Below are 24,087 nucleotides of genomic sequence, written 5' to 3' on the forward strand. Positions count from 1 at the left end.
CAACTTCATAAAATCTTTAAGAAACAGTGGTAATTTGCAACGCGCAATGCACAAAGGACTATGCCTCAATAGCGATTATGCGCGGACATTGTCGAGTCTTTATTGACTGAGTGTGTAGGCTGTGTGGAGAAATAACCGGGCATTTAAATCAACCGGGAAATTTTCGTGACCACGGCACTTTTTCGCGGAGGCTGTGTCTTATTGTGCTAAAGATATCTGATAGCGTGCTCAAAGGGATTTCACCCACGGAGATAAAATGCACAAAAATACGCTGATCCTTATTGTTGAAGATGAAGACGAAATCGCCGATATACTGATGAGCTACTTAGAGCGTTCGGGAATGAAAACGCTCAGAGCCAGGCAGGGCGAGCAGGCCATAACGCTCAATCGCCTCAATAAACCGGATCTCATATTGCTGGACATTCACCTGCCCGTATGTGACGGCTGGAGCGTACTTACCACGCTTCGTCAGGAAAGCGCTGTCCCCGTCATTATGGTTTCCGCTCTCGATCAGGATGTCGATAAGCTCATGGGGCTGAGGCTGGGCGCGGATGATTACGTGATCAAACCCTTCAACCCTTCTGAAGTCGTCGCCCGGGTTGAGGCGGTGCTGCGCAGGACAAAACCCGCGCTTCAGCAGGCGGGTTCCCAGCCGCTCAGAACGCCATTTATTACGGTCTACCCGGATGACTTCTACGTGGAAGTCACCGTGGGGGCAGAGGTTGTCTCCCCGGTATTAACGACGACCGAATTTAAATTGCTCACATACCTGGTGAGATATCCGCGAAAGGTCTGCTCACGCGAAGAGCTACTCAACGCGTGTCTGCCGGAAGGGGATACACTCGACAGAACGGTCGATAGCCACATGAGCAAGTTGCGTAAAAAACTGGAGCTGGCCGGCCTTTACGGTGTTCCCGAGAGCATCAGAGGCATGGGCTACCGGCTTGGGGAAAAGAAATGAACAAAGAGTCTGTCCTGAGTCGTCAGATCTTAACGTATATGCTGTTGCTGACGTTTACGATCATTGCCATCGCCATACTCGGCTCCTGGTTTTTTTACTCCTTTATTCTGGATCACCTCCCGGGCGGCCCTGCAGCGGGCGATGACGAGCAGATGACGATGTGGGACTGGGCATGGATTGGGACCGCGACTACGATCAGTATGATTATTGCCCTCTTTTTCACGGTCAAACTTTCATCGCGGATACTCACCCCGCTAAACGCGGTAGCGTCCAGCCTGAAAAAGATTTCTCAGGGCGATCTGGACGCCAGGGCATTTTGCGCCAGTTCCCGGCTGGGTGAGATCAATCACCTGGTGACGGATTTCAATGAAATGGCGGAAAAATTACAGACGCTGGATATTCAGAGGAAATCCTGGAATGCCGCTATCGCGCATGAGCTGAGAACCCCGGTCACGATCTTACGCGGACGGCTTCAGGGGTTGGTTGACGGCGTTTTTACCCCGGACCCGGTGCTGTTTAATAATCTTCTCAAACAGACGGAAGGGTTAACCCGCCTGATTGAAGATCTCCGGGTTGTCAGTTCGGATGGCGGGGCGGGATACACGTTATGCCAGTCAAGCACGGATCTAAAAGGGACAATACAGAACGCACTCGATACGTTCATGCCCGAGTTCAGCCGTAAGGCATTTACCGTCAATACAGACCTGAGGGAGCAGCAGTGCGTATTCGATCCATTACGCATCAATCAGTGTCTGACCGTTTTATTTGATAATGCCTTACACTATTCAACCTCGCGCACGCTCATCGTGAAAAATGGCGTTTCTGATAAAGGCAATTATATCCTTATTCAGGACGGGGGACCGGGCATCCCCAGGGAGTTTCATGATTTCTTATTTCAGCCGTTTCAGCGCGATAATGGCGCCAGACATGTGAACCCGGAAGGCTGTGGCTTGGGCTTGTCGGTGGTAAAAGCCATCATGCTGGCTCATGGTGGCGATGTTACCTATACCTTATCGACGCAAAACCACTCGATATTTAAGCTCACCTGGCCCGACTCGTGAGCTTCAGCGGCAGGTCAAATCTGCCTGCCGGCGATAAATGCCATATTTTTCCTAACTTAGCATCCCATTGCTGCGGGGTAATCGTCAGTTTACCGCGTCTCGGGCTTAAGGTTATTTCGCTGAAATAGATTTCATCTTTTTTTAGCATAAGGTCAACGCGGCAGTAGTCAATTCCATCCGCCAGCTCCTGGGAGGCCAACAGTGCCTGACGGAACAAGAGCGGTTCGCCAGGCGTTGCTGAAGTATTCGGATATTCCATCCGGAAGGGTTGTAAGTTCCACTGCCTGTCATAAACGTTGATAAACCCTTTGCCGTTATCATCCGTAAAATCTGCTTCTACATAGTGGGCAACGCCATGAAAACAGTGGATCCTCAGCATTTCGGGCGTTGTGTTTCTGTCAGCATCGTCGAAGAGATCGACAAACGGCTCGCAAAGTATGCTCGGCGTAATGTTTTTGTACTGCCATTCGCGCGTGGTGTAGTAAAGATTTTTCTTTAACGCGAGGCTCAGCTTTTTACACGCTTCTTTTTCATTAAATTGCGCTTTGTTTGTACATATTATTGTGCTGCCGCTGTCATGGTTGCACTTAAGGACGAATTTGTCAGGAAGAATTGAAAAATCAATCTGCGACGGCCGGGTATAAACGCCAATTAATGGCACCGTTTTCACGCGCGTTGTTCTGGAGGAAACGTATGCCCGAACGGCGAGTTTATCCGCAAGCATCGTGTAGAAGTTATTATGGTCATAGACCAGACGATGACATATTTTTTCACTCAACGTCGTGGGCGAGTTAATGTCAGGAGTTTCCCCGGTTGCTTTCTTAAGCCTCACGGTATGAAAGTGCAGGTCCGTCATTAAAAATGAGAGGCATTTTCTGATGAGATACTCTGTGTATTTTAAAACGTAAGTGGCGGTGTTCATTTCTTCTCCTCCGTAATGTCCGGATATTCTGGAGAAGAACTGTTGATTGATATTGCTTAAAATATGGAGCAGGGATGGAGACGAAAAATTAAAGGATTAAATAGCGCACGCAGGCTATTTAATCCTTAATTTAATGGGGCAGTTTTTGTGGAGCGTCGCGCTTAGCGGTCCTTTCTCCACGCATCGGCTGTCAGTGCTTCACCAAAATGACCGGCTATCAGCCGTTTTGTCAGCTCGTGAAGCGGGGAGGCCATCACATCCGCCGTGCTGCCGCGCTCGACCACTTCACCCTGGTGCATAACCATCACCTGATCGCTGATGTGTTTCATCATCCCCAGATGCTGGGTGACGTAGATATACGAGATGCCCTGTTTTTCCTGCAGCTCCAGCATCAGGTTAATCAGCTGCGAACGCATCGACATATCCAGCGAGGCAAGCGCTTCGTCAGCAATAATCACTTTCGGGCGCAAAATCAACGCACGCGCCAGACCCAGACGCTGTTTCTGGCCGGGGGCCAGCATGTGTGGGTAGTAGCTTTCGTGGTCCGGTAATAGCCCAACCATGCGCAGGGTTTCGAAGATACGCTTGCGGCGCGCCTCGGGCTCCAGGTCGGTGTTCAGACGCAGCGGAAAATCGAGGATCTGCGAAATGCGCTGGCGTGGGTTGAGCGAGGTCGACGGATCCTGGAAGATCATACGAATGCGCTGGCTGCGGAAAGAGTAATCCCCGAACGTCAGAGGATGATCGTCAATCAATACTTCGCCTGCCGTGGGTTCAACCATGCCGGCAAGCATTTTCGCCAGGGTTGATTTCCCGGAACCGTTCTCGCCGATGATCGCCAGGGTCTGTTTTTCACGCAGGGTAAAGCTGAGCGGTTTTACCGCGTCGACAGTTTGACGATGAAACAGCCCCGTGCGGTAGCGAAAGGTCTTACTCAGGTTGCGGACTTCAAGCAAGGTTTCGACCATTTCACTCTCTCTCCATGTTCAGCGGGAAATGACAGGCGTAAAGATGATTTTTGGCCCCGGTCAGGCGTGGCGTCTCGATACATTTACGCTGAGCATACGGGCAACGCGGCCCCAGACGACAGCCTATCGGCAACGATTCCAGCAGCGGAATCGCCCCGGGCAGGGTATTCAGGCGGCTCTTATGCGGCATGGCGCTGCCAAAATCGGGAATCGCGCGGATTAGCGCCTGCGTATACGGGTGGTGCGGCGCGGTGATCAGGTCTTCACTAGGCGCGGTTTCGACCGTTTGTCCGCAGTACATCACGTCAATTTTATCCGCCCATTTGCTGAGCATTTGCAGGTCATGGCTGATCAGCAAAATGGTGGTGTTGTTGTTCTGGTTGAGACGCGACAGCAGGCGGAAGATTTGCGCCTGCGTGGTGGGTTCCATCGCGTTCGTCGGTTCATCCGCAATCAGCAAACGCGGCTGATTAGCCAGCGCGATGGCAATCATCACTTTCTGACATTCACCGTCGGTCAGCTCGTACGGGAAGCTGCGCATCGCATCTTTGTGATCTTTGATCCCGACGCGGTGTAAAAGCTCAATGGCACGACGCTTGCGCCAGCCAACGCGCTGCCACCAGCGGCCTTTATAGGTCCAGCCGGGGATGTTCTGCATTAACTGTTTGCCCACGCGTTCGGACGGGTCGAGACAGGACTGCGGCTCCTGGAAAATCATCGAGACGTTATGCCCGACCAGCTTACGCCGCTCGCGGGGGGAGAGGCGCAGCAGATCGATATCGTCAAAACGCATACGGTCTGCCGTCACGCGCCAGTTGTCTTTCGCCACGCCGCATATAGCTTTGGCAATCAGGCTTTTTCCCGAGCCGGATTCCCCCACCAGCCCGCGAATTTCACCCTCCGCGAGGGTGATACTGATGCGATCGACGGCTTTAACCCAGCCTTCACCGGTTTTGAATTCGATGGTGAGGTTGCGAATATCAAGAAGCGGCATTATTGCACCCCCGCGTTAATTGCACGGCGAATACCGTCGCCCAGCAGGTTGATAAGCAGCACGCTCACCATAATGGCCGCACCCGGCAGCATGACCGTCCACGGTGCCACGTAGATTAACTCCAGCGCGTCGCCGAGCATCGCACCCCATTCGGGCGACGGCAGCTGTGCACCGAGATCGAGGAAGCCGAGCGCCGCGATGTCCAGGATCGCCATCGACAGGGCGCGGGTGATCTCTGTGACCAGCCCGGCGGCGATGTTGGGCAGCACGGCAAACCACAGAATGTTGAAGGTCGTCGCGCCGTCCAGACGCGCGGCAACGACGTACTCTTTTTCGAGTTCATCATGCACCATGCTGTAAACCGAGCGCACGATGCGGGGCAGGATAGCCAGCCAGACGGCGAACATGGCGTGCGACAGATGCGGACCGGCAAAGGCAACAACAATGATCGCCAGCAGCAGGGACGGAATCGACAGCAGCGTATCCAGAATGTGGTTAAGGACCGCCGAACGCAGGCCATGGGTGGAACCCGCAAAAATACCGAGCGCCAGCCCACAGATCGTAGCCGCGAGCGTCACCACAAATGCGCCGCCCACCGTCGGGGCTGCACCGCTCAGCAGGCGGCTCAACACGTCACGTCCCAGGTCGTCCGTTCCCAGGAAGAAAGAGACTTCGCCGTAGCGCGACCAGGACGGTGGCAGCAGCTGATAGCCAAGGAACTGCTGGTCGATGCCGTACGGCGCAAACCACGAGCCAAAGACGCAAAGCAACACCAGGCCGGCACAGCCGTAAAGGCCGATCATCGCCGTGGTGTCACCATAGAACTTACGCCACACGGTACGCAGCACGCCGGGCGTGCGCTTTTCACTGTATACGCTATCGTAAGGCATACCATTCCTTATGCTTCAATGGGTTAGCCATGGCACCCAGAATATCGGACAACACGTTAACAATAATCACCAGCGAACCAATCACCATCACGCCGGCAGAAATAGCGGCGTAGTCCTGCTGGCGGATAGCGTTAATCAGCCATCGCCCCAGGCCCGGCCAGCTAAAGACCATCTCGGTGATCATGGCCAGCGTCAGCATGGTGGAAAACTGTAATCCCAGACGCGGAATTACCGGCGGCAGCGCGTTGTGCAGGACGTTGCGGCGCAGTATGGTCAGGCGGGACAACCCGCGCGTGGCGGCGGCTTTTACGTAGTTCTGGTCAAACACCTCGATAGTGCTCAGGCGCATCAGGCGGATCACTTCGGTTGTTGGCGCAACCGCCAGCGTCAGCACCGGCAATACCATATGGCGCACGGCGCTGACGATCATCTCATGGCGCCACACCGAATCGGACAGCCACGCGTCAATGATGGCAAACCCCGTCACCGTTTTAACCGTATAGAGTAGGTCAAAACGACCCGAAACCGGCAGCCAACCCATCGTCAACGAGAAGAACAGCGTCAGCAGCAGCGCCAGCCAGAATACCGGGATGGAGAAGCCGAACAGGGCGAGGGCGCTGATAAACTTATCCTGCCATTTGTTGCGATAGATCCCGGCCAGCATACCCACAGGGATGCCGACCATCAGGGCAAAGCCGAAAGCCAGAATGCACAGCTCCATCGTGGCCGGGAAAACCTCTTTCAGCTGCTGGGAAATCAGCTGCCCGTTAATGCTGGACACGCCGAAATCCCAGTGCAGCAGCCCGTTAAACCAGAACAGCCAGGCATCCCACAGCGACGACCCCTGGAGCGGGGCGTGGGGCGTGAAATAGCTCAGGCTGAAGCCGACAAAGTTCAGGAAAAAGAGCGTCACCAGCAGCAAAAGGAGCCGACGTAAGGTAAAAATAATCATGGTTTTTTCACCTCTTGTTCTTTTTCACGCGACACGCCGGCAAACGAGGCGTTGCCGAACGGACTCAGCACCAGACCTTTAATATCATAACGATAGGCCTGAAGGCGCAGGGAAGAGGCCAGCGGCAGCACCGGCAGCTCCTGGGCAAGGAGCTTCTGCGCTTCATCATAGGCGTCGATGCGTGAGGCCAGCTGCTGGGAAGCCAGCGCTTTTTGCAGCACGGCGTCAAACTCCCGGTTACACCAGTGGGCGTAGTTGGTCTGCGAGTTTATCGCCGCACAGCTCAGCAGCGGCCGGAAGAAACTGTCCGGATCGTTACTGTCGGTCGCCCAGCCGGTCAGGGTTAAATCATGATTCATGTCCATCAGGCGCGCCTCCTGGAAACGGCCCTCAACCGGTACGATGATCACTTTGACGCCCACCTGCGCCATATCTGCCTGCAGCAGTTCGGCGGTCTTGAGCGGACTCGGGTTCCACGCCTGGGAGCTGGTGGGCACCCAAAGCTGCAGCGTGAGGTTTTCCGCCCCCAGCGCCTTCAGCTGTTCACGTGCTTTGGCCGGATTGTATTCCGTAATTTTAGCTTCACCATCATAGGCCCACGAGGCGCGCGGTAAAATTGAGGCGGCGGTTTCTGCCGTGCCGTAGTAGATCGACTGCATTAAACGCTGGTTGTTAATCGCCAGCGCCAGAGCGTGACGTACGGCAGGGTTATTCAACGGCGGCTTATCGGTGTTAAAGGCCAGATAAGCGATATTCATGCCGGGACGTAACGTCAGGCGCAGGCGCGGATCGTCACGCAAAATGGTGAGCTGGCTGGCCGCGGGCCAGGCGAGTACGTCGCACTCCCCGGTGAGCAGTTTTGACAGACGTCCTGTCCCGCCTGAACCGAGATCGACCACCACCTGCGGCATCAGCGGGGTGCCGCGCCAGAAATGCTCATGGCGCTGCAGGCGAATATACTGCCCGGCGCGGTATTCGGCCAGCTGGAACGGACCGGTGCCGACTGGCTGACGATCGAGCAACTCCTGACGATCTTTTTTCGTCAGGTTCGCCGCATATTCAGCGGACATGACCGACGCATAGTGGGTCGCCAGGTGCCAGAGGAAGGAGGCATCCGGGCGCGTCAGCGTAAATTCGACCGTCCGGTTATCCAGCTTACGCACGCTTTTGACGGTGTCGGCAAACTGCAGGCTGTCAAAATAGGGGAAGTTACCGCCGTTAACGTTGTGCCACGGATGGTTACGGTTAAAAATGCGCTGGAAGGTAAAGACCACGTCATCCGCGTTCAGCTTGCGCGTGGGGGTAAACCACGGTGTGCGCTGAAATGCGACGTCATCGCGCAGATGAAAACGGTAGGTTGCGCCGTTGTCCAGCACTTCCCAGCTTTCCGCAAGCTCAGGCACAAGACGGTAGGTGTAAGGATCAACATCAAGCAGACGGTCGTAAAGCTGCGCGGCCAGGGTATCCACGATCAGGCCGCTGCCCGCTTTTTGCGGGTTGAAGGTGTCCACCTGGCCGCTTACGCAATAGACGAAGCCGCTGTCACGAATGTCAGGCTGCGGCGTTAGCCCGGGCGCGGCAAAGGCCAGGCTGCTAAACAGACCGAGTGCAAAAAAGGACGATAAAACCAGACGCATAATTTTTAAGGTTTTTAGGTTTGATCTGCAAAGTGTATCGCACTTACGCATGCTTCGTAAAAATGTCTGCAGGTAAGTGCTGATATTGTCAGCGCATTTGATGCTTTTTGAGCAATGCCCTTAACTGATGGTAGGTCAGACCCAGCAGTTCAGCCGCCCGTTTCTGGTTATATTTCGCCGTCTTCAGGCTTTGCTCCAGCAGCTGTTTCTCCTGGTCGTTCTGGAACTGGCGTAAATCAAGGGGGAGAGTAGGGACATCGTCTGAAGACGTTGGTGCGGATAGCGGCGGCGCGCTGCGCTGAAAAGGATCGATAATAATATTGTCCAGCTCCGTCTCGCTGCTGCCGTGACGATAGACGGAGCGCTCCACGACGTTTTTCAGTTCGCGGATATTTCCCGGCCAGTGGTAAGCCAGCAGTGTTTCTTGTGCATAATCGCTGAAGCCGGGGAACAGCGGCAGTCCGAGCTCGCGGCACATCTGAATCGCAAACTGGTCTGCCAGCAGCATGATGTCGCTTCTGCGCTCGCGCAGCGGAGGAAGTTGAACGACGTCAAAGGCCAGGCGGTCAAGCAGGTCGGCACGGAATTTCTCCTCCGCCACCATCTCCGGCAGGTTGGCGTTCGTGGCGCACACCAGGCGTACGTTAACCTGCAGCGGCTGGCTGCCGCCGACGCGCTCCAGCTCGCCGTACTCAATCACGCGCAGCAGTTTTTCCTGCACCAGCATGGGCGCGGTGGCCAGCTCATCCAGAAAAAGCGTACCGCCGTCGGCGCGCTCAAAGCGTCCGGGATGGCGTTTCTGGGCACCGGTAAACGCCCCTGCTTCATGGCCGAAGAGCTCGGTGTCGAGCAGGTTTTCATTCAGCGCCGCGCAGTTAAGGGAAATAAAGGGACCATCCCAGCGCCCGGATAAATAGTGCAGACGGTTGGCTATCAGCTCTTTCCCCGTTCCACGTTCACCGACGATCAGCACCGGTTTGTTGAGCGGCGCCAGGCGAGAGACCTGTTCCAGCACTTCGAGAAAGCTGTTTGCTTCGCCGAGTAAATTGTCTTTGTATCCGGGCATGATGAAATTAACCACTCCTTAGCGATATTCACCAGTGAAGAATAGTCCGTTGCTGCATAAAAATCAATCAGTGTTAGTAAAATCAATAAGATAAAAAGTTGGCATGATGTTTGTATTATCTGCACAGCAGGGCATAGCCCGATAACAGAACTATGAGGATTTGATTATGGGTATTTTTTCTCGTTTTGCCGACATCGTGAACGCCAACATCAACTCGCTGCTTGAGAAAGCAGAAGATCCGCAGAAGCTGGTACGCCTGATGATTCAGGAGATGGAAGACACGCTGGTTGAAGTGCGTTCTACCTCCGCCCGCGCGCTGGCGGAGAAAAAACAGCTTACGCGTCGCATTGAACAAGCTACCGCTCAGCTGAACGAATGGCAGGAAAAAGCGGAACTTGCGCTGCGCAAAGATAAAGAAGATCTGGCCCGTGCGGCGCTGATCGAAAAACAGAAGCTGGCCGATATGGTCGCGACGCTCGAGCATGAAGTGACGCTGGTGGACGACACGCTCACCCGTATGAAGAAAGAGATTGGTGAGCTTGAAAACAAACTGAGCGAAACCCGCGCGCGTCAGCAGGCGCTGACCCTGCGTCACCAGGCGGCAAGCTCCTCCCGCGACGTGCGTCGTCAGCTGGACAGCGGTAAGCTCGATGAAGCGATGGCGCGTTTTGAATCGTTTGAACGTCGTATCGACCACATGGAAGCGGAAGCCGAAAGCCACGGCATCGGCAAGCAGAAGTCGCTGGATCAACAGTTCGCCGATCTGAAGGCTGATGATGAAATCAGCGAGCAGCTGGCTGCACTGAAAGCCAAAATGAAGCAAGACAACCAATAATAATTCCTGCGGCACCTGAGCGTGCCGCATCATAAGACAAGGAGTACACATGAGCGCGCTTTTTCTGGCCATTCCCCTGACAATTTTCGTGCTGTTCGTTTTGCCAATTTGGCTATGGCTGCACTACAGCAACCGTTCTTCTCGGGGCGAACTCTCCCAGAGTGAACAACAGCGTCTGGTGCAGCTCTCCGACGAAGCGAACAAAATGCGCGAACGCATTCAGGCGCTGGAAGCCATCCTGGATGCTGAGCATCCAAACTGGAGGGACCGTTAATGTCTGGACTGAATCTGAACAAAAAGCTGTGGCGAATTCCACAGCAGGGCATGGTGCGCGGCGTTTGCGCCGGGCTGGCTCACTATCTTGATGTCCCGGTTAAACTTGTCCGCGTGGTCGCGGTGCTATCGATCTTCTTCGGCCTGGCGTTTATTACCCTGGTGGCATACATCGTCCTGTCGTTTGTTCTTGACCCGATGCCGGAAGGAGAGCTGGCTGCGGAGGGAGCCCCGACCAGCAGCGATCTTCTCAATGCCGTTGATGAGCAACTCGCCGCCGGTGAGAAGCGGCTACGGGAAATGGAACGCTATGTCACGTCGGATACCTTTACGCTGAGAAGTCGCTTTCGTCAGCTTTAAGAGAGAGATGAGATGAAACAACACTGGCAACAGGCCGGTCAGAAGGTAAAACCCGGCCTGAAAATCGCAGGTAAACTGGTCCTGCTGACCGCGTTACGGTTCGGCCCGGCAGGTGTCGCGGGCTGGGCAATAAAATCCGTTGCCCGCAAGCCGGTAAGAATGGTGCTGGCCGTGGCGCTCGAACCGCTGTTGCAAAAGGTGGCAAAACGGCTTTCTCGCCGCTACTTATCCCAATAATTCCCACAGGCGTTAGCCCTTACCCTGACAGGGGAGGGACTGGCGACGGTTAACCGCGTTTCCTCTTTTCCCCGTTCTTTCTTTGCGGCAGCTCACAATATTGCGCTGAGCTGCTTTGCAATCACCTTTTTCTCCTCCCTGGTCCGTTGACAGATATTTTTCATGGGAGTAGATTGCCACTCCGTGGGACCGCTACCATGGAAAATGAAATGGATACAAAAATTAAAGAGATCATTAATTTTGTTTACGGGGAAACGTTTTCTGAAGCCCATCTTAATGTGCTGCTGGAAAATATTGAAAAGGCCGCTTCTGTTATTACGGAAAAACGTAAAACGGGTTGGGATGAAAAAGACGTTGTCCTGATCACCTATGCCGATCAGTTTTCAGCGAAAGGGGAGAAGGCGCTGCCTGTTTTTACACGTTTTTATAAAAGGTGGCTTTCTCATTCTTTTTCTCATGTCCATCTCTTGCCTTTTTATCCATGGTCTTCGGACGACGGGTTTTCTGTTATTGATTATCATGAGGTTGCACCGGAAACCGGAACGTGGCGAGACGTTGCCGAATTAAAACAGTCAGCCAGTTTAATGTTCGATTTCGTATGCAACCATATATCGGCCAAAAGTAAATGGTTCGCTAATTACCTGAAGCAAATTCCTGGGTATAGCGATTTCTTTATTTCTGTCGATCCTGAAACAGATTTATCCGCGGTGACGCGTCCGCGTGCTTTACCGCTTCTTACGCCTTTCACGCTGCATGACGGCAGCGTGCGACACCTGTGGACCACCTTCAGCGAGGACCAGGTTGATCTCAATTTCGCCTCTCCGCATGTGCTGATTGCGATGGTCGACGTGCTGCTGCATTATCTTATTGAAGGGGCGCGATATATTCGTCTGGATGCTGTAGGCTTCATGTGGAAACTACCCGGAACAAACTGCATCCACCTTGAGCAAACCCATCAGCTCATCCAGCTTTTCCGCGCCATTACCGAGGCTGTCGCCCCGGGAACGGTGATTATCACCGAGACGAACGTTCCGCATAAAGATAACGTTGCTTACTTTGGTAACGGTGAAAATGAAGCGCAGATGGTTTATCAGTTCTCTTTGCCCCCGCTGGTGCTGCATGCGGTGCATTGTCAGAACGTCCGGACGCTGAGCCAGTGGGCGGCGTCGCTGACGTTGCCTTCCACCAAAACCACCTGGTTTAACTTCCTGGCCTCGCATGACGGGATTGGTCTGAATCCGTTACGCGGAATTTTACCCGAGTCGGAAATCCTCTCGCTTGTGGAAAAACTTCAGGCTGAAGGGGCGTTGGTTAACTGGAAAAATAACCCGGATGGAACACGCAGTCCTTATGAAATTAATGTGACCTATCTGGATGCATTAAGTACGCGTAACAGTCCTGACAGCCAACGGATTGCCCGTTTTATTCTGGCGCATGCCGTCCTTTTAAGCTTCCCCGGCGTGCCTGCGGTTTATATCCAGAGCATTCTCGGTTCCCGTAATGATTATGCAGGTGTTGAGCGCCTGGGATATAACCGTGCGATTAATCGTGAGAAATATATCGCAGGACAAATTGATGGCGAGCTTGAAGATAAAAATAGCCTGCGCTCTCAGGTCTATTGCTCGTTAAGCCAGTTAATCGCGCTGCGTCGGGCGGAGAAAGCATTCCACCCTGACAGTGAGGCTTATTTTAGCGCGTCAGGTGAACATGTTTTAAAAATCGTTCGCGTGGCGGGTTGTGGTGAGAAAGTAACGGCGCTGTTTAATTTCAGTGACGGCATTCAAACGGTGGAATCCGATATTCAATCCGGAAAGGACTTGATCACCGGAAACGATATTACAGACAAAAAGCTGACCCTACTTCCATGGCAGGTGTTGTGGATTAAAGAAAACTAAAAAGGACCTTAAAAATGAAAATGCCAAGAATTGTGCTGATTTCAGCACTGGTTTCGTGCGCCTTGTTATCAGGCTGCAAGGACGACAAAAAGTCTGCTGTCACTATTGAGTTTATGCACTCGTCAGTCGAGCAGGAGCGTCAGGCGGTTATCACTAAGCTGATCGAAAAGTTCGAGAAAGAGAACCCCGGCATCACGGTGAAACAGGTGCCGGTCGAAGAGGATGCCAACAACACCAAGGTCATTACGCTCGCCAGAACGGGCGCGCTGCCAGAGGTGATTGAAGTCAGCCATGACTACGCGAAAGTCATGGACAAGGAACAGCTCCTGGATCGCAAAGCTATCGGCGAAGCCATTAAAGCGGTAGGCGAGGACACCTTCTATGACGGCATTTTGCGTGTTGTTCGTACGGAAGACGGTTCTGCCTGGACGGGGGTGCCTGTCAGCGCCTGGCTATCCGGCGTCTGGTATCACAAAGATGCGCTTGCTGCGGCGGGTATCCAGGAGCCGCATAACTGGGAACAGCTGCTGAAAGCCAGCCAGAGGCTCAACGACCCGGCCAAAAAACATTACGGCATTGCGCTGCCCACCGCCGAAAGCGTGATGACAGAGCAGGCATTCTCCCAGTTTGCGCTTTCCGGCGGCGCGAACGTTTTTGATGCCAAAGGGAATGTCGACATCGATACCCCTGAAATGGCAAAAGCCCTGGCGTTTTATAAAGATCTGGCCGCGACCACCATGCCGGGTTCAAACGACGTCATGGAGATCAAAGATGCCTTCATGAACGGTTCTGCGCCGATGGCGGTGTACTCCACCTACATCCTTCCGGCGGTATTCCAGGACGGAAAACCTGCCAATCTGGGCTTCGTCGTCCCAACAGAAACCTCTTCTGCTGTTTACGGCATGGTCACGTCGCTGACGATTACCACCGGTCAAACTGAAGATGAGACTCAGGCGGCTGAGAAATTTGTGACCTGGATGGAGCAGGCTCAAAACGCAACCGACTGGGTCATGATGTCGCCCGGCGCGGCACTGCCGGTGAACAAGCTGGTGGTGGGCACCGATACCTGGAAAAACAACGATGTGATTAAAGCGTTTGGACAACTGCCTTACGAACTGATTGCGCAGTTCCCGAATGTGCAGGTGTTTGGCGCGGTGGGGGACAAAAACTTCACACGCATGGGCGATGTTACCGGGTCCGGCATCATCAGTTCCATGGTGCATAACGTCACGGTGGGGAAAAAAGATCTCAGCAACACGCTTAGTAACAGCCAGAAGCGTCTGACCGATCTGATTTCACAACGATAGGAGCGCTCTGCGGAAGGAAATTATGAAGACGTTGTTTTCTGGTCGTTCAGATATGCCTTTCGCCATGCTGCTGTTGGCCCCCAGCCTGATTTTGCTGGGGGGCCTGGTGGCCTGGCCAATGATTTCCAATATTGAAATCAGTTTCTTACGTCTGCCGCTTAACCCGCGCATTAGCGCTGTGTTTGTCGGGCTGGATAATTACATTCGCATTCTCAGTGATGCAGCATTCTGGCACTCGCTGTGGATGACGTTCTGGTACACCGCGCTGGTGGTGATCGGCAGCACGGGGTTGGGTCTGGCGGTTGCGATCTTCTTTAACCGTGAATTCCGTCTGCGGAAAACGGCACGTTCACTGGTGATTTTGTCCTACGTCACCCCGTCCATTTCGCTGGTGTTTGCATGGAAATACATGTTCAACAACGGCTACGGCATTGTGAACTATCTGGGCGTTGACCTGCTGCATCTGTATGACCAGGCCCCCCTGTGGTTCGACAATCCTGGCAGCAGCTTTGTGCTGGTGGTGTTGTTCGCCATCTGGCGCTACTTCCCGTACGCGTTCATTTCGTTCCTCGCGATTTTGCAGACCATTGATAAGTCGCTGTATGAAGCGGCGGAAATGGACGGCGCGAATGCCTGGCAGCGTTTTCGAATCGTTACGCTGCCCGCGATTATGCCGGTGCTGGCAACGGTAGTGACGCTCCGCACTATCTGGATGTTCTACATGTTTGCGGATGTCTATCTGTTGACGACTAAGGTCGATATTTTGGGCGTCTACCTCTACAAAACGGCATTCGCTTTCAACGATTTGGGTAAGGCTGCGGCGATCTCCGTCGTGCTGTTTGTGATCATCTTCGCGGTGATTCTGCTGACCAGAAAAAGGGTAAACCTCAATGGCAACAAATAAACGCGTACTGAGCCGTATTGGTTTTTATCTCGGTCTGGCGGTATTCCTGGTCATCACGCTGTTCCCGTTCTTCGTGATGCTGATGACGTCATTCAAGAGCGCGAAAGAGGCGATATCGCTTAACCCGACCATTTTGCCTCAGGCGTGGACGCTGCAGCATTACGTCGACATCTTTAATCCGCTGATTTTCCCGTTCGTGGACTATTTCAAAAACAGCATGGTGGTGTCGCTGACCTCCTCGGTGATTGCCGTGTTTCTCGGCACGCTGGGGGCTTACGCCTTGTCCAAACTGCGTTTTAAGGGCCGCACGACGATCAACGCGAGTTTTTACACCGTCTACATGTTCTCCGGAATATTGCTGGTGGTGCCGCTGTTCAAAATCATCACTGCCCTTGGGATCTACGACACCGAGCTGGCGCTGATTATCACCATGGTGACCCAAACGTTACCGACAGCGGTGTTCATGCTGCGCAGCTATTTCGACACCATCCCGGACGAAATCGAAGAAGCCGCGATGATGGACGGCCTTAACCGCCTGCAAATCATCTTCCGCATCACCGTGCCGCTGGCGATTTCCGGGCTCGTATCGGTGTTTGTCTACTGCTTCATGGTGGCGTGGAACGACTATCTGTTTGCGTCCATTTTCCTGTCCAGCGCCAGCAATTTCACCTTGCCGGTCGGGCTGAACACGCTCTTTAGCACGCCAGATTATATCTGGGGTCGCATGATGGCGGCATCGCTGGTGACGGCGCTTCCGGTGGTCATCATGTACGCCCTGTCTGAACGTTTTATTAAAAGTGGTTTGACCGCCGGTGGCGTGAAGGGCTGAGGCGGCCAATTTTAACAAGGAGTCAGTCATGAAAAAATTAGTAGCGACAGCGCCACGCGTGGCGGCGCTGGTGGAATATGAAGATCGTGCTGTGGGAGCACATGAAGTGAAAATTCGTGCACGCTTTGGCGCGCCGAAGCACGGCACTGAAGTCGTGGATTTCCGCGCCGCCAGCCCGTTTATTGATGAAGAGTTCAACGCGGAGTGGCAGATGTTCACGCCGCGTGAAGAAGGGGCGGCCCGCGGGATCGAATTCGGTAAGTTCCAGCTGGGCAATATGATTGTTGGCGAGATTATCGAATGCGGTGATGACGTCACTGAATATCAGATCGGCGACAGCGTCTGCTGCTACGGCCCGCTGCAGGAAACGGTGATCGTTAACGCGGTGAACAACTACAAGCTGCGCAAAATGCCGCAGGGTGCGTCGTGGAAGAACGCCGTCTGCTACGATCCGGCGCAGTTCGCCATGAGCGGCGTGCGTGATGCCAACGTCCGCGTGGGCGACTTTGTGGTCGTGGTCGGTTTGGGAGCAATCGGGCAGATTGCGATTCAGCTGGCTAAAAAAGCCGGTGCGTCAGTGGTTATCGGCGTTGATCCAATCGTACACCGCTGCGAGATCGCCCGTCGTCACGGCGCGGACCACTGCCTGAACCCAATCGGCACCGATGTCGGCCTGGAAATCAAAAAGCTGACCGGGAAGCAGGGCGCGGACGCGATCATCGAAACCAGCGGCTTTGCAGATGCGCTGCAGTCCGCGCTGCGCGGACTTGCCTACGGCGGCACCATCTCCTATGTAGCTTTCGCAAAACCGTTCGCGGAGGGCTTTAACCTCGGCCGCGAAGCGCATTTCAATAACGCGAAGATTGTCTTCTCCCGCGCCTGCAGCGAACCCAACCCGGACTACCCGCGCTGGAGCCGTAAGCGTATCGAAGAGACCTGCTGGGAACTGCTGATGAACGGTTATCTCAATTGTGAAGATCTGATCGACCCGGTCGTGACCTTCGCCACCAGCGCTGAAAGCTACATGAAATATGTGGACCAGCATCCGGAACTGAGCATCAAAATGGGCGTCACTTTTTAAGCTAAGGAGAGCAAATCATGAAAATCGCAACACAGAACCAGGCTTTTTTCCCGGTCAATATCATGGAGAAATTCGAGTACATCAAAGCGATGGGGTTTGATGGCTACGAAATTGACGGCAAGCTGCTGGTGGAAAACCTCGCCGAGGTGAAAGCGGCCATCAAAGCCACTGGTCTGCCAGTGACGACGGCCTGCGGTGGATACGATGGCTGGATCGGCGACTTCATCGAAGAGCGCCGTCTGAACGGGTTACAGCAGATCGAACGCATTCTGGAAGCGCTGGCGGAAGTTGGCGGAAAGGGCATTATCGTGCCTGCTGCCTGGGGGATGTTTACCTTCCGTCTACCGCCAATGACCTCTCCACGCAGCCTGGACGGTGACCGCAAAGCCGTAAGCGCCTCCCTGCGCTGGCTGGATGAGGTGGCGGCGCGCATCGGAACAACCGTCTACCTGGAGCCGCTGAACCGCTATCAGGATCACATGATCAACACCCTGGCTGACGCGCGTCGCTATATCGAAGAGAACGGTCTGAAGCACGTGCAGATCATCGGCGATTTCTATCATATGAACATCGAAGAAGACTCGCTGACGGATGCGCTGCATCGGAACCGCGATCTGCTTGGCCATGTGCACATCGCCGATAATCACCGCTACCAGCCGGGCAGCGGCAGCCTCGATTTTGCCAGCCTGTTCGATCAGCTGCGTGCGGATAACTACCAGGGTTACGTGGTATATGAGTGCCGTGTTCGCGCCGATGATCCGGCTCAGGCATACCGGGATTCGCTCACTTATCTGCGTAAATGCTAAGGATGACGAGCGTGATGAGTGCTTCTACACCTTCGCCTCTGCGCGTCGCCATCATTGGCGCCGGGCAGGTCGCGGATAAAGTGCACGCCTCGTATTACGCCACGCGCAGTGATGTTCAGATGGTGGCTGTTATGGACAGCCACCCTGAACAGGCTCGGGCGTTTGCGGAACGTCATGGTATTTCCTCGGTATGGCAGGATGCGCGAGACATGCTCGAGGCGGTTAAGCCGGATGCGGTGAGCGTCTGTTCGCCTAACCGGTTTCATTTCGAGCACGTCATGGCTGCGCTGGAAGCAGGCTGCCATGTGATGTGTGAAAAACCGCCTGCTATGACGCCGCAGGAGGCCGATCGGATGCGCCTGGCTGCGCGCAAGGCGGGAAAAGTGCTGGCGTATGATTTTCACCATCGTTTTGCCCTGGATACTCAGCTGCTGCGCGATGCGGTAATGAACGGAACGCTCGGAGAAATTTACTTCACGATAGCGCAGGCGCTGCGTCGCTGCGGTGTGCCAGGGTGGGGCGTTTTTACCAATAAATCGCTACAGGGCGGTGGTCCGCTGATTGATATCGGCATCCATATGCTTGATGCAGCAATGTATGTTCTGGGGTTCCCGGCGGTAAAACGGGTGACCGCGCATAGCTATCAGAGGCTGGGCAACCGTAAAAGCAGCGGTCAGTTTGGCGCGTGGGATCCCACGCAGTTTACCGTGGAAGATGCTCTGTTTGGCACGATTGAATTTTGCAACGGCGGCATTCTGCGTCTGGACACGTCGTTTGCGCTTAATATCCGCGAGCAATCGATCATGAACGTCGCATTCTGTGGTGAAAAGGCGGGTGCCACGCTGTTCCCGGCGCACATCTACAACGACGAAGCTGGTGTTTTACAAACTCTTACCCAGCGCGAAGAGGCTGACGACCAACGCCACCTGCGCAGTATGGATGCCTTCGTGCGGCATGTGCAGGGAGAACCCGTCATGATCGCTGATGCGGAGCAGGGGCTGGTTATACAGCAGCTCGTCGCCGCGCTGTATGAATCTGCAGAAACAGGGGAAAGCGTGACGTTATGCTAAACGTGTCTGTATTAACCGACCCGGGCTTTTGTCCACACAGCCTGAATAAATACGCCTCCATCATGGCCTGCGGTAATGGCTACATGGGTATCCGCGCTGCGCACGAAGAAGATTACACCCAGCAAACCAGAGGCATGTATCTTGCGGGTCTCTATCATCGTGCTGGTCGCAACGAGACCACTGAGCTGGTCAATCTGCCGGATATCATCGGTATTGATGTTGAGCTGGATGGCGTCAATTTCACGCTCCTGTCAGGCGAAGTCCTCGAGTGGCAGCGCGAGCTGGCGTTTGCCAATGGCGAACTTCGTCGCAGCGTCGTCTGGCGCTTGCCTGACGGGAAACGCTATCGTCTGGAGAGCCGTCGTTTTGTGTCGCTGGACCAGTTGCCCTTAGTGGCTATGCAGCTTTCCATCACGCCGCTCGATGCCGTCGCGCACGCCGTGCTGCAAACCGGCATTGACGCAACGCAAACGAACAGCGGCAGACAGCATCTGGATGAAGTGTCGGTCAGAGTGTTCGATCAGGAATACATGCAGGGCGTGTATGAAACGCAGGACCGCGCGTCTGAGATTGTTGTTTCAGCGTATTGTCAACTCTCAGCGAAGAGCGACAGCTGTTTCACCGCCAAAAATCGTCGTCTCAGCGCTCATCATTCGCTGACGATTGCGAAGGGTGACACTGTCACGCTTGAAAAAATCGTCTGGGTGGCACATCGCAGTGATAAGGCACTGTCGCAGGCGTCTTTCGCCCGCAACGCGCTGGCCGATCTCAAAGTCTGTGCGGCAAGAGGCTACGACGCCTTGCTTGAGAGTTCGGCGTGTGCCTGGCAAGAGGTCTGGCGCGACGCTCGGGTGGAGGTGGACTCTACGGAACATCAGGATCAGATGGCGCTGGATTACGCTGTCTGGCATTTGACGGCCATGACGCCAGCCCATGATGAGCGAAGCAGTATCGCCGCCAAAGGGCTGACGGGCGAGGGGTATAAAGGCCACGTCTTCTGGGATACCGAAATTTTCCTGCTGCCTTTCCATCTCTTCACGCGTCCCCAGACCGCCCGTAGCCTGCTGCGCTATCGTTGGCTCAACCTGGCCGGTGCGCGGGAAAAAGCCCGTCGCAACGGCTGGCCCGGCGCGTTGTTCCCATGGGAAAGCGCCGGCAGCGGGCTGGAAGAGACGCCGGAGTTCGCGGCTATCAACATCCGAACCGGCACACGTCAGAAGGTGGCCTCCGCGCTGGCGGAACATCACATCGTGGCGGACATCGCCTGGGCCGTCGTCGCTTACTGGCAGGCGACGCACGATGAGACCTTTATGCGGAATGAAGGTCTGACGCTCTTGATGGAAACCGCTGCGTTCTGGATGGGCCGCGCGACGGAAATTAATGGTCGTCTCGAAATCCATGACGTTATCGGACCTGACGAATACACCGAGCATGTGAACAACAACGCTTATACCAACTATCTGGCCTGGCACAACGTCGCCTGCGCTCGTCAGTTTATGACGATGTTTGGGCGCGAGGATGAAGGTTTTACGCAGAAAGCGACACGGTTCCTGACGCGCTTATGGCTGCCGGAGGCCAATTCAGACGGTGTGATCCCGCAGGATGATACCTTTATGGCAAAACCTGCCATCGATCTGAGCCGCTACAAAGCCAAAGCGGGTAAGCAGACCATTCTGCTCGATTATTCACGCGCGGAAGTCAACGAGATGCAGATCCTTAAGCAGGCCGATGTGGTGATGCTTACCTACCTGTTGCCGGAGCGGTTTACCCCGCAGCAGTGCGCCGCCAATCTGGCGTTCTACGAGCCCCGCACGATCCATGATTCTTCGCTGAGCAAGGCCATTCACGGCATTGTGACTGCCCGCTGTGGTGACGTCGAGGGTGCCTACGCCTTCTGGCGCGATGGCGTCGCCATTGATCTTGGGGACGACCCACACAGCTGCGATGACGGAATTCACGCTGCTGCGACCGGCGCTATCTGGTCCGGCGTCATTCAGGGCTTTGCCGGTGTGCAGATTGTAGAAGGGGAGCTGCATCTTGCGCCGAAACTGCCAGCTCACTGGCAAAAACTCACATTCCCTCTGCGCTGGCGGAACGCGACGCTGCACTTCACCTATGAAAATGAGGTGTTAACCATAGAAGCTTCGGCACCTGCCACGCTGACGCTGTGGGGCAAAACGCTACATGTATCGGGGCGGAAAATTTGCGCTTATAAGGATTTTCTTGCATCTGAAAATGGGACCGCTACCACGGAGGGGCGCCATGACGCTTAAGGCTGTTGTATTCGATCTGGACGGTGTGATCACCGATACCGCGCACCTCCATTTTCTGGCCTGGCGTGCAGTGGCTGACGAAATCGGCATCACCTTCGACGAAGCGTTTAACGAACAGCTGAAGGGGATTAGCCGCATGGATTCCCTTCAGCGCATCCTGAAGCATGGCGGGAAAGAGGGGACGTTTAGCGATGAGCAGTGCCTCGCGCTGGCGACGAAGAAAAACGCGCTCTATGTCCAGTCTCTGGCGTCGCTGACGGAGGGTTCACTGCTTCCCGGTATTCGCGACGTGCTGGCGGATATCCGTGCGGCGAAGGTCAAAGTTGGGCTCGCCTCCGTTTCCCTGAATGCCCCGGGGATCCTGCACGCGCTTGGCATTCATCAGGCCTTCGATTTTTGCGCCGATGCTTCCCGTATTCGCCGCTCAAAACCAGACCCGGAGATCTTCCTCGCCGCCTGTTTAGGCCTGAATGTGCGTCCTGACGCGGCTATAGGTATCGAAGATGCACCTGCAGGCGTTGAGGCGATCAACGCGGCGGGAATGCTATCGGTTGGGATTGGATCTGGCCTGAACCATGCGGGATTACAACTTCATTCAACGCGGGAACTGACCTGGAAATGCCTGACCGAGTTTTGGGCATCCCGGACGTATTGCTAAGGAATTAACAATGGCTCAACTGTCCCTGAAACACATTCAGAAAATCTATGATAACCAGGTCCACGTGGTTAAGGATTTCAATCTCGAAATCGAAGACAAGGAGTTCATCGTCTTCGTTGGGCCTTCGGGCTGCGGTAAATCCACGACGCTGCGAATGATTGCCGGTCTGGAGGAGATCAGCGCGGGTGAACTAATTATTGACGGGGTGTGCATGAATGACGTGCCCGCCAAGTCTCGGGATATTGCGATGGTCTTCCAGAACTATGCGCTTTATCCGCATATGACGGTCTACGACAACATGGCGTTTGGCCTGAAGATGCAAAAAATTGCGCCTGCGGTTATCGAAGAACGCGTTAACTGGGCGGCACAGATCCTCGGTTTACGCGAGTATCTCAAGCGCAAACCCGGCGCGCTGTCCGGCGGCCAGCGTCAGCGCGTGGCGTTGGGCAGGGCGATCGTGCGCGAAGCGGGCGTGTTCCTGATGGATGAACCGCTTTCCAACCTCGATGCCAAGCTTCGCGTGCAGATGCGGGCTGAAATCAGCAAGCTGCACCAGAAGCTCAACACCACCATGATTTACGTGACCCACGATCAGACGGAAGCCATGACCATGGCGACCCGCATCGTGATCTTAAAAGACGGCATTATTCAGCAGGTCGGTGCACCGAAGCAGGTGTACAACGAACCGGCAAACATGTTTGTTGCAGGATTTATTGGATCGCCAGCCATGAACTTTATTCGCGGCGCTATCGACGATCGCTATTTTGTTACGGAAACGCTGCGTCTGGCGATCCCGGAGGACAAGCTCGCTTCACTGAATGCCGCAGGGTATCAGCGCAAAGCCGTGGTCTTTGGGATCCGCCCGGAAGATATTCTCACGCTGCAGAGCCGAGGTGAGAATATCGCGGCGAAAGTCAGCGTAGCCGAACTGACCGGCGCGGAGTTCATGCTTTACGCCACCGTTGGCGGCCATGAGCTGGTTGTGCGCGCTGGCGCGGCGAATGATTATGCCTCTGGGGATAATATCGACATCCAGTTCGATATGAACAAGTGCCATTTCTTCGACGCTGAAACCGAAGCGGCTATTAGATAAGAAAGGTGTTCGCCGGAAATGCAAATTTCCGGTTTTTTTGTTTGTTACTTATAAAGGGAAAATTAAATGGGTACTCTACTAAGAAGTGCTGCGCTCGTGCTGTGCGCAGGGGTTAGCTGTGCACAAGCATCAGAAACAGCGAAACAGTGGGAGTTTAATATCGGCGCGATGTATGAAATCGAAAACGTTGAGGGGCAGGGCGACGATAAAGATGGATTATATGAACCTTCCGTATGGTTTAATGCAACCTGGGATGCGTGGACTATTTCGCTGGCGATGTATCAGGAGGGGCCGGTTGATTACAGCAGTATGACCCGTGGAACCTATTTCGACCGTCCTGAATTTGAATTACGCTATCGCTTTATCGGAACCGATGATTTTACTTTCGGTCTGACCGGTGGTTTCCGTAATTATGGCTACCACTTTAAAGATGAACATGGTGCCAAAGACGGCAGCGCGAATATGCAGCGCTACAAAGTTCAGCCTGACTGGGATATTAAATTAACCGATGACTGGCGCTTTGGCGGCTGGTTTGCCATGTATCAGTTTGCCAACGATCTGGAGAAAACCGGTTATTCTGATAGCCGCGTTGAAACCGAAACGGGCTTTACCTGGACCATTAACGAAACTTTTGCGGCTAAAGTGAATTACTATTTAGAGCGCGGTTTCAATATGAACGGTTCGCGTAATAACGGCGAATTCTCCACCCAGGAAATTCGCGCCTACCTGCCTATTTCATTGGGCCAGACGACCTTAACGCCTTATACCCGGCTGGGGCTCGATCGCTGGTCGAACTGGGATTGGCGGGACGATCCTGAGCGTGAAGGACATGATTTCAACCGCCTGGGTATGCAGTATGCCTATGACTTCAACAACGGTTTATCCATGACGCTTGAATACGCCTATGAATGGGAAAACCATGACGAGGGTAAAAACGACCGCTTCCACTATGCGGGCGTTGGAGTAAATTACGCGTTCTGACCGAGGGCACGCCAGGGGCGCTAAGCCCCTGGTT

General features: G+C 54.4%; 24 protein-coding genes. 17 read left to right on the plus strand and 7 right to left on the minus strand.

The window, feature by feature from the left end; translation table 11 throughout:
- Positions 1-256: 256 nt before the first annotated feature.
- Positions 257-961 (plus strand): response regulator, encoded by a 705-nt coding sequence (locus DEO48_RS00330; RefSeq protein ID WP_023312054.1) that lies wholly within the window; start codon positions 257-259, stop codon positions 959-961.
- Positions 958-2,022: an ATP-binding protein gene (locus DEO48_RS00335; protein WP_109843967.1), complete on the plus strand. Its 1,065-nt coding sequence runs from the start codon at positions 958-960 to the stop codon at positions 2,020-2,022. The genes DEO48_RS00330 and DEO48_RS00335 overlap by 4 nt, the downstream gene beginning before the upstream one ends.
- Here DEO48_RS00335 and DEO48_RS00340 read toward each other — a convergent pair.
- The 7 genes from DEO48_RS00340 to pspF all read right to left on the minus strand — a co-directional run bounded on the left by DEO48_RS00340 (position 2,003) and on the right by pspF (position 9,451).
- Positions 2,003-2,944, minus strand: a complete 942-nt coding sequence (locus DEO48_RS00340) for an ATP-grasp fold amidoligase family protein (protein ID WP_109843968.1) — start codon at positions 2,942-2,944, stop codon at positions 2,003-2,005. The two genes, DEO48_RS00335 and DEO48_RS00340, sit on opposite strands and share 20 nt — an antisense overlap.
- Before the next feature lie 161 nt (positions 2,945-3,105).
- Positions 3,106-3,912: a putrescine export ABC transporter ATP-binding protein SapF gene (sapF, locus tag DEO48_RS00345; RefSeq protein WP_008501227.1), complete on the minus strand. Its 807-nt coding sequence runs from the start codon at positions 3,910-3,912 to the stop codon at positions 3,106-3,108.
- Position 3,913: 1 nt separating this feature from the next.
- Positions 3,914-4,906, minus strand: a complete 993-nt coding sequence (sapD, locus tag DEO48_RS00350) for a putrescine export ABC transporter ATP-binding protein SapD (protein WP_008501228.1) — start codon at positions 4,904-4,906, stop codon at positions 3,914-3,916.
- Entirely contained in the window at positions 4,906-5,796 is an 891-nt protein-coding gene (gene sapC / locus DEO48_RS00355; protein WP_032656751.1) for a putrescine export ABC transporter permease SapC, read from the minus strand. Before sapC ends, sapD begins: the two co-directional genes overlap by 1 nt.
- Entirely contained in the window at positions 5,783-6,748 is a 966-nt protein-coding gene (gene sapB / locus DEO48_RS00360) for a putrescine export ABC transporter permease SapB (RefSeq protein WP_023312049.1), read from the minus strand. The genes sapC and sapB overlap by 14 nt, the downstream gene beginning before the upstream one ends.
- A complete protein-coding gene (gene sapA, locus DEO48_RS00365; RefSeq protein WP_109843969.1) occupies positions 6,745-8,385 on the minus strand; it encodes an ABC transporter substrate-binding protein SapA in 1,641 nt (546 codons plus the stop codon). Before sapA ends, sapB begins: the two co-directional genes overlap by 4 nt.
- Before the next feature lie 88 nt (positions 8,386-8,473).
- Positions 8,474-9,451: a phage shock protein operon transcriptional activator gene (pspF, locus tag DEO48_RS00370; RefSeq protein WP_109843970.1), complete on the minus strand. Its 978-nt coding sequence runs from the start codon at positions 9,449-9,451 to the stop codon at positions 8,474-8,476.
- A gap of 166 nt (positions 9,452-9,617) precedes the next feature.
- Between pspF and pspA the strand changes: the two genes are divergently transcribed.
- The 15 genes from pspA to DEO48_RS00445 all read left to right on the plus strand — a co-directional run bounded on the left by pspA (position 9,618) and on the right by DEO48_RS00445 (position 24,053).
- Positions 9,618-10,286: a phage shock protein PspA gene (gene pspA, locus DEO48_RS00375; RefSeq protein WP_029740507.1), complete on the plus strand. Its 669-nt coding sequence runs from the start codon at positions 9,618-9,620 to the stop codon at positions 10,284-10,286.
- 49 nt (positions 10,287-10,335) lie between these two features.
- Complete coding sequence (gene pspB / locus DEO48_RS00380) at positions 10,336-10,560, plus strand: envelope stress response membrane protein PspB (protein WP_023312045.1); 225 nt, start codon at positions 10,336-10,338, stop codon at positions 10,558-10,560.
- Positions 10,560-10,919, plus strand: a complete 360-nt coding sequence (pspC, locus tag DEO48_RS00385; protein WP_023312044.1) for an envelope stress response membrane protein PspC — start codon at positions 10,560-10,562, stop codon at positions 10,917-10,919. The genes pspB and pspC overlap by 1 nt, the downstream gene beginning before the upstream one ends.
- A gap of 12 nt (positions 10,920-10,931) precedes the next feature.
- Positions 10,932-11,156 carry a phage shock protein PspD gene (gene pspD / locus DEO48_RS00390; protein WP_023312043.1) on the plus strand — a complete coding sequence of 75 codons (225 nt, stop codon included), beginning with the start codon at positions 10,932-10,934 and terminating at the stop codon, positions 11,154-11,156.
- A gap of 197 nt (positions 11,157-11,353) precedes the next feature.
- A complete protein-coding gene (locus DEO48_RS00395; protein WP_109843971.1) occupies positions 11,354-13,051 on the plus strand; it encodes an alpha-amylase family glycosyl hydrolase in 1,698 nt (565 codons plus the stop codon).
- Between the two features lie 14 nt (positions 13,052-13,065).
- Positions 13,066-14,358, plus strand: a complete 1,293-nt coding sequence (locus DEO48_RS00400) for an ABC transporter substrate-binding protein (RefSeq protein ID WP_109843972.1) — start codon at positions 13,066-13,068, stop codon at positions 14,356-14,358.
- Positions 14,359-14,380: 22 nt separating this feature from the next.
- Positions 14,381-15,262 carry a carbohydrate ABC transporter permease gene (locus tag DEO48_RS00405; protein ID WP_023312040.1) on the plus strand — a complete coding sequence of 294 codons (882 nt, stop codon included), beginning with the start codon at positions 14,381-14,383 and terminating at the stop codon, positions 15,260-15,262.
- The gene (locus DEO48_RS00410) at positions 15,249-16,091 is read left to right on the plus strand and encodes a carbohydrate ABC transporter permease (RefSeq protein ID WP_023335920.1); all 843 of its coding nucleotides are present in this window, start codon (positions 15,249-15,251) and stop codon (positions 16,089-16,091) included. The genes DEO48_RS00405 and DEO48_RS00410 overlap by 14 nt, the downstream gene beginning before the upstream one ends.
- Positions 16,092-16,119: 28 nt before the next feature.
- Positions 16,120-17,172 carry a zinc-binding alcohol dehydrogenase gene (locus DEO48_RS00415; protein WP_109843973.1) on the plus strand — a complete coding sequence of 351 codons (1,053 nt, stop codon included), beginning with the start codon at positions 16,120-16,122 and terminating at the stop codon, positions 17,170-17,172.
- Positions 17,173-17,189: 17 nt separating this feature from the next.
- On the plus strand, positions 17,190-17,978 hold the full coding sequence (locus tag DEO48_RS00420; RefSeq protein WP_109843974.1) for a sugar phosphate isomerase/epimerase: 789 nt from the start codon (positions 17,190-17,192) through the stop codon (positions 17,976-17,978).
- Positions 17,979-17,989: 11 nt separating this feature from the next.
- On the plus strand, positions 17,990-19,048 hold the full coding sequence (locus tag DEO48_RS00425; RefSeq protein WP_109844031.1) for a Gfo/Idh/MocA family protein: 1,059 nt from the start codon (positions 17,990-17,992) through the stop codon (positions 19,046-19,048).
- Complete coding sequence (locus DEO48_RS00430) at positions 19,042-21,321, plus strand: glycoside hydrolase family 65 protein (protein ID WP_109843975.1); 2,280 nt, start codon at positions 19,042-19,044, stop codon at positions 21,319-21,321. Before DEO48_RS00425 ends, DEO48_RS00430 begins: the two co-directional genes overlap by 7 nt.
- Positions 21,311-21,979, plus strand: coding sequence for a beta-phosphoglucomutase (pgmB, locus tag DEO48_RS00435; protein ID WP_109843976.1), 669 nt, complete (start codon positions 21,311-21,313; stop codon positions 21,977-21,979). The genes DEO48_RS00430 and pgmB overlap by 11 nt, the downstream gene beginning before the upstream one ends.
- Before the next feature lie 10 nt (positions 21,980-21,989).
- Positions 21,990-23,072: an ABC transporter ATP-binding protein gene (locus DEO48_RS00440; protein WP_109843977.1), complete on the plus strand. Its 1,083-nt coding sequence runs from the start codon at positions 21,990-21,992 to the stop codon at positions 23,070-23,072.
- Positions 23,073-23,138: 66 nt separating this feature from the next.
- Positions 23,139-24,053 (plus strand): OmpG family monomeric porin, encoded by a 915-nt coding sequence (locus tag DEO48_RS00445; protein ID WP_109843978.1) that lies wholly within the window; start codon positions 23,139-23,141, stop codon positions 24,051-24,053.
- Positions 24,054-24,087: the final 34 nt, after the last annotated feature.

Origin of the sequence: Enterobacter sp. CGMCC 5087 (assembly GCF_003144775.1) — a bacterium.
Taxonomy (GTDB): domain Bacteria; phylum Pseudomonadota; class Gammaproteobacteria; order Enterobacterales; family Enterobacteriaceae; genus Enterobacter; species Enterobacter cloacae_M.

What these genes read in the sequence shown, in the direction of transcription:
- DEO48_RS00330 (WP_023312054.1), top strand. Translation starts at nt 257, where the DNA reads ATGCACAAAAATACGCTGATCCTTATTGTTGAAGATGAAGACGAAATC.
- DEO48_RS00335 (WP_109843967.1), top strand. Translation starts at nt 958, where the DNA reads ATGAACAAAGAGTCTGTCCTGAGTCGTCAGATCTTAACGTATATGCTG.
- DEO48_RS00340 (WP_109843968.1), bottom strand. Translation starts at nt 2,944, where the DNA reads ATGAACACCGCCACTTACGTTTTAAAATACACAGAGTATCTCATCAGA.
- sapF (WP_008501227.1), bottom strand. Translation starts at nt 3,912, where the DNA reads ATGGTCGAAACCTTGCTTGAAGTCCGCAACCTGAGTAAGACCTTTCGC.
- sapD (WP_008501228.1), bottom strand. Translation starts at nt 4,906, where the DNA reads ATGCCGCTTCTTGATATTCGCAACCTCACCATCGAATTCAAAACCGGT.
- sapC (WP_032656751.1), bottom strand. Translation starts at nt 5,796, where the DNA reads ATGCCTTACGATAGCGTATACAGTGAAAAGCGCACGCCCGGCGTGCTG.
- sapB (WP_023312049.1), bottom strand. Translation starts at nt 6,748, where the DNA reads ATGATTATTTTTACCTTACGTCGGCTCCTTTTGCTGCTGGTGACGCTC.
- sapA (WP_109843969.1), bottom strand. Translation starts at nt 8,385, where the DNA reads ATGCGTCTGGTTTTATCGTCCTTTTTTGCACTCGGTCTGTTTAGCAGC.
- pspF (WP_109843970.1), bottom strand. Translation starts at nt 9,451, where the DNA reads ATGCCCGGATACAAAGACAATTTACTCGGCGAAGCAAACAGCTTTCTC.
- pspA (WP_029740507.1), top strand. Translation starts at nt 9,618, where the DNA reads ATGGGTATTTTTTCTCGTTTTGCCGACATCGTGAACGCCAACATCAAC.
- pspB (WP_023312045.1), top strand. Translation starts at nt 10,336, where the DNA reads ATGAGCGCGCTTTTTCTGGCCATTCCCCTGACAATTTTCGTGCTGTTC.
- pspC (WP_023312044.1), top strand. Translation starts at nt 10,560, where the DNA reads ATGTCTGGACTGAATCTGAACAAAAAGCTGTGGCGAATTCCACAGCAG.
- pspD (WP_023312043.1), top strand. Translation starts at nt 10,932, where the DNA reads ATGAAACAACACTGGCAACAGGCCGGTCAGAAGGTAAAACCCGGCCTG.
- DEO48_RS00395 (WP_109843971.1), top strand. Translation starts at nt 11,354, where the DNA reads ATGGAAAATGAAATGGATACAAAAATTAAAGAGATCATTAATTTTGTT.
- DEO48_RS00400 (WP_109843972.1), top strand. Translation starts at nt 13,066, where the DNA reads ATGAAAATGCCAAGAATTGTGCTGATTTCAGCACTGGTTTCGTGCGCC.
- DEO48_RS00405 (WP_023312040.1), top strand. Translation starts at nt 14,381, where the DNA reads ATGAAGACGTTGTTTTCTGGTCGTTCAGATATGCCTTTCGCCATGCTG.
- DEO48_RS00410 (WP_023335920.1), top strand. Translation starts at nt 15,249, where the DNA reads ATGGCAACAAATAAACGCGTACTGAGCCGTATTGGTTTTTATCTCGGT.
- DEO48_RS00415 (WP_109843973.1), top strand. Translation starts at nt 16,120, where the DNA reads ATGAAAAAATTAGTAGCGACAGCGCCACGCGTGGCGGCGCTGGTGGAA.
- DEO48_RS00420 (WP_109843974.1), top strand. Translation starts at nt 17,190, where the DNA reads ATGAAAATCGCAACACAGAACCAGGCTTTTTTCCCGGTCAATATCATG.
- DEO48_RS00430 (WP_109843975.1), top strand. Translation starts at nt 19,042, where the DNA reads ATGCTAAACGTGTCTGTATTAACCGACCCGGGCTTTTGTCCACACAGC.
- pgmB (WP_109843976.1), top strand. Translation starts at nt 21,311, where the DNA reads ATGACGCTTAAGGCTGTTGTATTCGATCTGGACGGTGTGATCACCGAT.
- DEO48_RS00440 (WP_109843977.1), top strand. Translation starts at nt 21,990, where the DNA reads ATGGCTCAACTGTCCCTGAAACACATTCAGAAAATCTATGATAACCAG.
- DEO48_RS00445 (WP_109843978.1), top strand. Translation starts at nt 23,139, where the DNA reads ATGGGTACTCTACTAAGAAGTGCTGCGCTCGTGCTGTGCGCAGGGGTT.